The organism is Shewanella indica, from assembly GCF_033842865.1.
In the GTDB taxonomy this organism is placed as follows: domain Bacteria; phylum Pseudomonadota; class Gammaproteobacteria; order Enterobacterales; family Shewanellaceae; genus Shewanella; species Shewanella indica.
The window spans coordinates 4,536,022-4,544,433 of sequence record NZ_JAWXXR010000001.1 but is presented as its reverse complement, the minus strand read 5'-3'; the positions used below and the strand labels follow the sequence as shown (position 1 = coordinate 4,544,433).

General features: G+C 55.0%; 11 protein-coding genes. 10 read left to right on the top strand and 1 reads right to left on the bottom strand.

Going from position 1 to position 8,412, the window contains the following annotated elements; all coding sequences use genetic code 11:
- Positions 1-127: 127 nt before the first annotated feature.
- Positions 128-538 (bottom strand): transcriptional regulator, encoded by a 411-nt coding sequence (locus tag SIL79_RS20380; protein ID WP_319619952.1) that lies wholly within the window; start codon positions 536-538, stop codon positions 128-130.
- A 491-nt stretch (positions 539-1,029) separates the two neighbouring features.
- On the opposite strand from SIL79_RS20380, the gene SIL79_RS20375 reads away from it, so the two are divergent.
- From SIL79_RS20375 to SIL79_RS20335, 10 genes are all read left to right on the top strand, one after another.
- Complete coding sequence (locus tag SIL79_RS20375) at positions 1,030-1,752, top strand: N-6 DNA methylase (RefSeq protein ID WP_319619951.1); 723 nt, start codon at positions 1,030-1,032, stop codon at positions 1,750-1,752.
- Between the two features lie 44 nt (positions 1,753-1,796).
- Positions 1,797-2,054 carry a helix-turn-helix domain-containing protein gene (locus SIL79_RS20720; protein ID WP_405130423.1) on the top strand — a complete coding sequence of 86 codons (258 nt, stop codon included), beginning with the start codon at positions 1,797-1,799 and terminating at the stop codon, positions 2,052-2,054.
- Between the two features lies 1 nt (position 2,055).
- Entirely contained in the window at positions 2,056-3,075 is a 1,020-nt protein-coding gene (locus SIL79_RS20370) for a replication protein RepA (protein ID WP_319619950.1), read from the top strand.
- Positions 3,076-3,785: 710 nt separating this feature from the next.
- A complete protein-coding gene (locus SIL79_RS20365; RefSeq protein WP_319619949.1) occupies positions 3,786-4,220 on the top strand; it encodes an antirestriction protein in 435 nt (144 codons plus the stop codon).
- Between the two features lie 48 nt (positions 4,221-4,268).
- Positions 4,269-5,255, top strand: a complete 987-nt coding sequence (locus tag SIL79_RS20360) for a klcB (protein WP_319619948.1) — start codon at positions 4,269-4,271, stop codon at positions 5,253-5,255.
- Positions 5,256-5,651: 396 nt separating this feature from the next.
- A complete protein-coding gene (locus SIL79_RS20355) occupies positions 5,652-5,891 on the top strand; it encodes a hypothetical protein (protein ID WP_319619947.1) in 240 nt (79 codons plus the stop codon).
- 145 nt (positions 5,892-6,036) lie between these two features.
- Complete coding sequence (kleE, locus tag SIL79_RS20350) at positions 6,037-6,402, top strand: KleE stable inheritance protein (RefSeq protein WP_319619946.1); 366 nt, start codon at positions 6,037-6,039, stop codon at positions 6,400-6,402.
- A gap of 77 nt (positions 6,403-6,479) precedes the next feature.
- The gene (locus SIL79_RS20345) at positions 6,480-6,785 is read left to right on the top strand and encodes a transcriptional regulator KorA (RefSeq protein ID WP_319619945.1); all 306 of its coding nucleotides are present in this window, start codon (positions 6,480-6,482) and stop codon (positions 6,783-6,785) included.
- Entirely contained in the window at positions 6,782-7,546 is a 765-nt protein-coding gene (locus tag SIL79_RS20340; protein ID WP_319619944.1) for a ParA family protein, read from the top strand. Before SIL79_RS20345 ends, SIL79_RS20340 begins: the two co-directional genes overlap by 4 nt.
- Positions 7,546-8,388, top strand: a complete 843-nt coding sequence (locus tag SIL79_RS20335; RefSeq protein WP_452580760.1) for a ParB/RepB/Spo0J family partition protein — start codon at positions 7,546-7,548, stop codon at positions 8,386-8,388. The genes SIL79_RS20340 and SIL79_RS20335 overlap by 1 nt, the downstream gene beginning before the upstream one ends.
- The last annotated feature ends 24 nt before the right edge of the window (positions 8,389-8,412 follow it).

The following is an 8,412-nucleotide window of genomic DNA, read 5'->3' as shown; positions in this document are numbered from 1 at the left end:
AACTATTCGAGATGCAATACTTCGTGCATATCGAATGGGTAGCGCCCTTTCGATGTATGTTCTTGTCAGTGGGAATCGCCTAATTTTTAGACCAAATTAGACAAATCGATTTAGGTTTTTTTAGCGGCTAAAACGCGGGGTTTGGGCGTTCGTTCCGTGAAACTGTGGTATTCCTATTTTTTTCCTCTAGCTTTTTTTTGGTCTCATCGCCCCATTTTTTGACGATGAATGCTTTGTGCTCGGGTAGTACGGCTGTAACTCGTTCGTACCCTGCCGGCAGGCTTTTTATGGCCGGGTGTCCGGCCAGTTCTTCCAGTGTCTTGCTATCCATATCGGTAGACTCCAGCAGCATGGGCAAGGCAACGCCTAGTGCCGTCGCTAGGGATTCCATCACCTTCAGACTCGGGTTTGCCTTGCCGGTCGTTAGATCAGAGAGGAACGAGATTGACACCCCTGATCGTTTCGACAGCTCTTGCTTGGTCATGTCGCGCTCTTCTAGGATGCGCAGCACATTCGTGAAGAAAATGAAATCGTACACTGGGCCTCTGCTTGAGAGCGGTTTATTTTAGCGGCTAAAATTTTCCGCGTTATTATATCGATATATCGAAGTATATCTTTAGCCGTTTATTCTACCTTTTATGCACGTTCTGCGCATCCCCCGCGTTGCGGGTCGGGCTGCTCCAGGTTCCGCTTCGCACCATCCCCTCCGCTTCGCTTCAGGGACAAGCCTTCCGTATCCCTGATGCCTCCGCGCTCCGCTTGGTTAATAAAGAGCCAATAGACCCTATCGGGACTATTGGCCGGCTTTTGTTTGTATGCCCCAAACAGATGCTTCGCAACTGTCCGGGGCTGATAAGGGGCTCTGCCCCTCGCTCACGCAAGGGGTCTCCCCAACCTTCCGCGTTTCGCTGCGCTTCACTTGTGCAGGCCGGGCGATCCCCCTCCCCTTGCGTTCTCTACCCCCGCACTTCGCCAGTGGGTCAGGAGCGCAGGCGCTCAAATCCAAAACATCAAAAGCAGGGGGAACCAATGGACGTATTGACCAAGGAACTGATTCGTTTGCATGGCAAGGAAGGGCTCAGAGCCGAACAGTGGTTTGATTTGATGATCGATGACGTAATGGCGGGGTTTGGCCTGAAACTGACTGAGATCCCCGCTGACGCGGTGCGAGAGGTGTTGTTCAATCTTTCCGGGCTGTATGCGAAAGAGGCCATAGCCGCCGCTCCGTTTACGGATATCCTGGGGCCTGTCCACATGGAGTTGGTCAGCCGATACCACCAGAAAGGGACGGGTCAATTTTTCACGCCAGGCGAGATTTGCCAGCTGTTGGCCAGGCTAAATATGGGCAATAGTCCCTTGCCCTCTGATCGTCTTACCCGTATCTGTGATCCGGCTGTGGGCGCTGGGGGGCTGATGTTGGCTGCTGCAAACCACATTTGCGAGACGCACGGACCGGAAGCCCTGAAGTTGGTTTCCTTCACTGGCGTGGATATTGATAGGCGCTGTGCCCGGATGTTTCCCTGCCAAATGCTTTCCACCCTATTCCTTAACCAGATCCAGCTTGGTGAACTGGTCTCTTATCATGGGAATACTCTGGGCGATCCTTCCGGCTGGTCTACCTATTGTAACTACTCTCGGGCCGATCTACCGATGCCTGTAGCGCCCGCCGATCAGCCGGAGGTTAAGGCGTCCGTGGCCGCGTCTATCGCTATCGGTGGGAAACCAGTCCGGGAACAAATGCCGCTATTTTAAATCCTATTGTGTATGTTTATCGAATTTGATAATGTGCGGTTCTTATGAACACCGTAGACTCTAGGCAGCCCGATAATCTCCGGATACGCGCCGAACTAATGAACGAGATCGCCCGGCTTTACTACGAAAGCGGCCTATCCGGTCGAGAGATGGCGAAACGCCTGGGCACCACAGGGCCGCGCCTCAGCGACGTGCTTAACGGGCGTGTTGAAAAATGTACCGTTGATCGATTGATCAAGATGCTGGCGGCCGTTGGATGCCGTGTCTGCCTCTCTGTTGATCGGCCCGACTTGGAACTTTGATATGGCAAATAATCGCAACAAGGGCGACAAGACATCTGACATCCTTACCGTTGATTACCGTAAACCCGTGCCGGACTGGGTGCGGGCGGCCATCGATGAGCACATGGGCCAAGACCTTGAGGACGCAAAGCACGCCGGCGCGCTGGGTTTCATGGCCAGGGCGTTGGTGATGGCCACCATGCCCTACAAGGACCCGAAAACAGACGCCTTCACCCGCAAGAACGGAGAATTCCGGCTGCGCATCCTCGCCGGTTATGAAGGTGGTATCCCCTACGGCATCTATCCTCGCCTGCTGCTGTCCTGGGTGACCACAGAGGCCGTTCGGTGTCAGTCGCCTGTGATCGAGCTAGGGGACTCCCTGCGCGGATTCCTCCGCGAGGTGATGGAGCTGCGCTCCAGCAGCGGCGGTTCCCGTGGAACCTCTACGCGAGTCTCCGAGCAGATGAAGCGGCTCTTCGGTGCCCTCATCACCGCTCAGTACACCGGCGACCTGGGCAACGGCCGTAAGGGTTTCAAGTTGCGCAATGTGATGATCGCCGATGACCTCAGTCTCGATGGGGAGGACTGGGCGCTTGACGGGGACAATGATCCCAGTAGCGCCCTGTGGCGTCCACAAGGACAGGACGAGGCCGGTACGTGGCAATCCACCGTCCGGCTGAGCCAAAATTTCTTCCAGGAGTGTATCGACCGACCGATACCGATCGATCTGCGGGCCTATAAGTCGCTACGCGGTTCTCCGCTCGCCATGGACGTGTACACATGGCTCACTTACCGGATGAGCTACACCGAGCGCCGGACCCGTCCGATCCCCTGGGCCAGCCTCATGCTTCAGTTCGGCAGCAACTTCAAAAACGACCAGGCGGTGCGCGACTTCAAGAAGGCTTTCTTGAAGGCCCTTAAGGCGGTGGCCGTTGTGTATCCTCAAGCACAGGTGGATGTGAAAGATAATGGGCTGGTGCTGATTCCCTCCCCAACACACATACAGCCGGTGGGTCAGCCGCGACAGAAAGAACTGTTCTGATGCTGCGCTGAAGAACTCCCGGCCGGTGCATTGAGACCAAGTGCGCTGAAGAACTCCCGCCCCTGTTCTTGTGAATAACCCTGTGAGTATCAAGAGTTATCCGCGCTGAAGAACTCCCGCCGTTAAATGTACTGTATAATCAATGCGTTAGTTATTTTATTGTTGAAAGCCGTGCGCTGAAGAACTCCCGCCTCGTGCGCTGAAGAACTCCCGCTGCAAAGGCCGATAATCTGCGCTAAGCTATTGATATACTTTAATAATACTCACATTTTCTCACCTTACCCTATATCTATCTTCCTTTAAATAAACCTGTAGTTAGTGCCTCCGATCTGTGGATAAGGTAAAAATCAAAATCGGCGCTCGCTGCATACAAAAGCGCCTGCCCTTCGCCTTCCATGGCTTCGCCCCGCGCAAGCGCGGCCTGGGCTGGCCATCCATGGCCAGCTAAAGTTTGCACGCTTACAAAGGGGCTTCGCCCCTCTGCACACCCCATGGCGTTCAGACTACGGCACCCCAACACGTACAGTGCCGCCACCTAGCTCCAGAGCTTTAATCAAGTCCCAGGTTTAACACCAAGGGAAGATCGGCGGTGATTGCCCCCCTCAAGTGTCAGGTAATCAATTACTGTGCTTGACTATTAGGGCATTTTGCCCTAATATGTGTCTTGAAGGCCGGGCTTCTCGCCCTGGTCAATTACCGGAGAATTTCCGATGAATGAAATACAAGAACAGGTCCCTGTTTCCGCGTCCCTGGTTGCTGAAGATAACCGACTGGACTTCCTTCCTACTTCCTTCACTCCGCGCCTGATGATGCACGGTGAGGCCTTGGTCTATGCCTGGATGGACCGCCTTTCCGAAGACTACAAGGGCGGGTATTGGCATTTTTACACTCTGTCGAATGGCGGCTTTTACCTGGCGCCGGCTTTGGAAAGCCCTATGCGCGTGGCAGTCGCCGGCAACTGGTTCGAGGGCGAATTGTCGGCTGACGCTGCCGGGATCGTCGCCACGCTCTTCGCATTGTGTCAGCTTGCGGCTGATGCGCAAGGGACTGACGCGGGTGATCTACTGATCGACCGCTATTACTTCCTGCGCGATTTCGCTGCCGAGCATGCCGAAGGTCCGGCCATTTTCCGCGCTATTGACTGATGAGGGGCGGCCCCGGTTTCAAGCCGGGGCCAAACCAAGGGGCAGGGGATGAGTGAGCGGGACAAACAAGCCGCCGAATTGGCGGCCTCGATGCCAGATGATCAAGCGGCGCTGCTGGATGTGGCGATGATAGCCGTGGACGATCTGCATGCGGCGGCCATTGGCGGAGACCAAGAGGCGGCCAGGGCGGCGGCGGATAGATACGAGGCGACCGTCTGGAAACTGAACGGAGGCACTTTCTTTGGGTGTATGGCCGATGTGAATGCACCGGGCCACCTGGTTGAGCGGCATTGTCGGGCCGTGCCTGGTGAGGTTCCCAAATGGGGGCAGTCAGGAGATTTTTTGATCGAGGTGGAGGGTATTCGTGCCATGGTAGAGTTTGGCGACGGTATGGGTGTGCTGCACACGGAGTTCATTTTCCATGCAGTGGACTTGGATAAGCTTTTTATTTCAGAAACCGGCTACCGTTGTCACTACGATGATATTTACTTGAGGCAATGCGTGGACGAAGCTGCAGCGGCCGTATTTGCGGCCTACCTCAAGGATAAGAAACACCCAATTGATGAAGAATATCGGGATCGCCTGGCAAGAGAGTTGCTGCCGGCCTGGCTGGTGCGCCTGGACCCGCCGGCGCACCGATCCCCGGCGACTATTTCAGTGCCACCAGGTCACGAACTGGTGGATGTGATACTGCCCAAGCACCGGGCGTTTATAGCCAGAAAATGGGCGGCGCAGGCTCAGGAGAGACTAGCGGCCAAGGCCGCAGATTTGTACGCCAAGAAGGGGATGTTTAAGCCCGGATTGCGATGTGAAGTTGTTAAGGTCTATCGGCGGTGTTTTGCTAAGGAATTGGGGAAACCAGTGATAATTACGCGGGTTGATCCTGGTTCCAGGCAGGTCTGGGCATATATGGATCGCCCGGTTGAATATAAAATTCGCAAGGGAAGGCGTGAAATATTTTATGATCCGAAGTGCAGAACATACCGTTTCCACTTCGATCAGCTGCGTCCTTTTCCGGATGGCGAAGCAAACTAAGAGCAAAAGAATATGACCGATACACCAAATATACGCCTGGAGTGTTTACGACCAGCAGAGACCTGGACGCAGCCGAGCGGGGAAGAGGTGAGGGAGGCGCTTCGTTTGGCGCATTTCACCGGCAGCAGAGCGGCAAAGGCCCTGGGGCTTGGAGCTAGGGGAGACAGAACAGTCCGGCGCTGGATCGGTGAAGACTCTGCGATACCTTACGCGGCTTGGGCGCTTCTTTGCGACTACGCCGGGCTAGGTATCATCTGGAGAAAATAATTTTAGCGGCTAAAATTCCCCTTGCTCTTTTCTGGAGGTTTAGCTAAACTATGCAGCATAGGGCATTATGCCCTATTGTATATCTGAAGGCCGAGCTTCTCGCCCTGGTCAATTACCGGAGAATTTCCGATGAACTCACAGAAGAAAACCATCCAGGGAGATACCCTGTCCACCGAGCAATGGGATGCGCTTTGTCGTTTTGCTGGTTATGAGGGGCGCCAGTGGAAGTCGGTGCTGGCTCAGTGTTGGCGGAATGGTTGTTATCCCTGGCATGTAAAAAACACCTCTAACGACGAAGCCTATCTTCAGCAGATCCGCAACCGGCGTGGATCTGGTTGGCTCATGAAGTGCAACCTTCGGCTTGATTGAGGTAGCAGGGATCTGTTTGTTTGGGTGGTTGGTGACGCCCCGGATTAACCGGGGCGTCTGGCCTGGCGCTGGCACACCAAGACCATGCTTCCCAGGGTGGGAGAGCTATCAGCATTGAACACGCAAGTTCATGGAGGGTCAAGTTATGTCGAATATCGTACAGTTTCCTAAATCGCCTCAAGTCACGGAAGAGGTTAGCACCGGGCCGGTTGTTAACAGCGATGACTCAGCTAAGCGACCTGGTAGGATCTATCGTGCTGGTAGGGGAATATTGCGTTTTCTATGGCTGTTGCTGGTTCTGTTCTGGCCTCTGTTGAGGTTGGTGGTTATTGCTGATGTGACCTTCCAGATGTTCCGGATGATCTACTACTGGAGTTCTCCAGAGATGAATGCCGGATGGGTCTTTTTGGGGCATTTCTCAGTGCTTACTCTACTCACCTATCTGGTCGCCTCGTACCCAGCGGATGATGTTTTAGCGGCTAAAAAAGTTGACAGAAAAAGCAATGTTTAGCTAAACTATCCATTCTATTGGCGGCTGGCACCGCTATTTTTTAGACAATCAGGGTGGCGTGATTATGGGTGCAGTGTATGAAAAAGCAGCTAACCGAAGCCCAGTTCCAGGCGGCAGTAAAACACTTGGATATCGGCCAACAGACCGTCGATATAGCGCGGGGTGTGTTGGTCGAGGGCAGAACGCAGGCGGAGTTTGCAAAGGCGCTAGGGCTCACCAAGGGGGCGGTTTCCCAGGCAGTGAAGCGGGTTTGGTTGGCGCACACGGCGGAGAATCTGCCGGAAGGGTACGAGCGGGTCACGGTCGTACTGCCGGAACACAAGGCGTTCATCGTCAAGAAATGGGGCGAGGACGCCAAGAAAAAGCAGGGAACAGAATCATGAAAACAATGGTCACCGCGAATCAGAAAGGCGGGGTTGGAAAAACGGCAACGCTGGTGCACCTGGCGTTTGATTTCGTGGAGCGCGGCTTGAGGGTTGCGGTAGTCGATCTGGATACGCAAGGGAACGCCTCCTATACGCTACAGGCCTTCGCCAGTGGTTGTACGGCGAGCAGGATGTTTAATGGGGCTGAGGGCCTGGCTGACCATTTCGGGGATATGGGCGATGGCGGTTTGATGCGATTGATCGAATCAGACCCGCAAATGGCGGATATGGAAAAACGGAGTATTTCCGAGGCTGGTGCCGCTTTCCGGGCTAATATCGAGGCATTGGAAGCGGCTGGCTTTGATGTGGTGTTGATCGATACTGCGCCATCGTTGGGCGTGGGACTGGCTGCTGCGCTACTGTCCGCGGACTACGTGCTATCGCCCATCGAGCTGGAGGCGTACAGCATCCAGGGCATTAAAAAGATGGTTACCACGATTGCCAATGTCCGAAAAGCTAACCCCAAGCTGAAATTCCTTGGGATGGTCCCAAGCAAAGTTGATGCACGTAACCCCCGCCATGGCCGGCATCTGGCCGACCTGGAGCAGGCCTATCCGCAGTTGCTCATACCTGCCGGTGTGGGACTGCGTAGCAGTATTGCCGATGCGCTGGCGAGTGGGGTGCCTGTTTGGAAGATAAGAAAGACGGCAGCCCGTAAGGCCGCGAAAGAAGTTCGCGCACTGGCTGACCATGTGATTACAAAAATGGAGATCGTTTGATGAGTGCCAAGACAGCTACTAAAAAGCAATCGCCTGCAATGTCGGGTTTGGGCCTGGATGGCATCGGCGATCTGTCGAGTCTGTTGGGTGATCCTTCGACCGGGGGTTCTTCAGGTGGTCCACTTGAGATACCGCTGGATTTGATCGATGAGGACCCGAATCAGCCGCGCCATGCAGATAATCCAGGTTTCTCAAAGGAGAGCCTGGGCGAGCTGGCCGCGACGATCCGCGACCGGGGCGTTAAGTCGCCGATCTCGGTGCGCGAGCATCCCGAGGCGGAGGGCCGCTACCTCATCAACCACGGTGCCCGCCGCTATCGCGGCTCGAAGGTGGCCGGGAAGGAAACTATCCCGGCTTTCGTTGATAACGACTACAACGAGGCCGACCAGGTTATCGAGAACCTGCAACGTAACGAACTGACGGCCCGCGAGATTGCCGATTTCATCGGCCGCGAGCTGGCGACAGGGAAAAAGAAGCAGGCGATTGCGAAGGAGATCGGCAAGTCCCCGGCGTTCGTCACTCAGCACGTCACATTGCTGGATCTGCCGGAACCCATTGCAGTTGTGTTCAATGCTGGCCGGGCCAATGACGTTACCGTTGTTAATGAGCTTGTCAAGGCCTACAAGAAGAACCCGGAAGAGGTCGGCGCGTGGCTGGATGATGATGACCAGGAGTTGACGCGGGGATCGGTCAAGCTGCTACGCGAGTACCTGGAGGACAAGCGGCAGCATGAAGAGAAAAACGAGGACCCCAATCCAGGTAACACCGAGGAAGAGGAAGAGGGGGAGAAGAGCCCACAGGAGAGAAGAAGCCGAAAAAAGACCCTGATCCGGATCAGCTGAAAAAGGCTATCGTGCTGGTGACGC

Bases quoted from the DNA above. Each gene is read 5' to 3' on its own strand.
- SIL79_RS20375 (WP_319619951.1), top strand. From the start codon at position 1,030: ATGGACGTATTGACCAAGGAACTGATTCGTTTGCATGGCAAGGAAGGG.
- SIL79_RS20365 (WP_319619949.1), top strand. From the start codon at position 3,786: ATGAATGAAATACAAGAACAGGTCCCTGTTTCCGCGTCCCTGGTTGCT.
- SIL79_RS20340 (WP_319619944.1), top strand. From the start codon at position 6,782: ATGAAAACAATGGTCACCGCGAATCAGAAAGGCGGGGTTGGAAAAACG.
- SIL79_RS20335 (WP_452580760.1), top strand. From the start codon at position 7,546: ATGAGTGCCAAGACAGCTACTAAAAAGCAATCGCCTGCAATGTCGGGT.
- SIL79_RS20345 (WP_319619945.1), top strand. From the start codon at position 6,480: ATGAAAAAGCAGCTAACCGAAGCCCAGTTCCAGGCGGCAGTAAAACAC.
- kleE (WP_319619946.1), top strand. From the start codon at position 6,037: ATGTCGAATATCGTACAGTTTCCTAAATCGCCTCAAGTCACGGAAGAG.
- SIL79_RS20355 (WP_319619947.1), top strand. From the start codon at position 5,652: ATGAACTCACAGAAGAAAACCATCCAGGGAGATACCCTGTCCACCGAG.
- SIL79_RS20360 (WP_319619948.1), top strand. From the start codon at position 4,269: ATGAGTGAGCGGGACAAACAAGCCGCCGAATTGGCGGCCTCGATGCCA.
- SIL79_RS20370 (WP_319619950.1), top strand. From the start codon at position 2,056: ATGGCAAATAATCGCAACAAGGGCGACAAGACATCTGACATCCTTACC.
- SIL79_RS20720 (WP_405130423.1), top strand. From the start codon at position 1,797: ATGAACACCGTAGACTCTAGGCAGCCCGATAATCTCCGGATACGCGCC.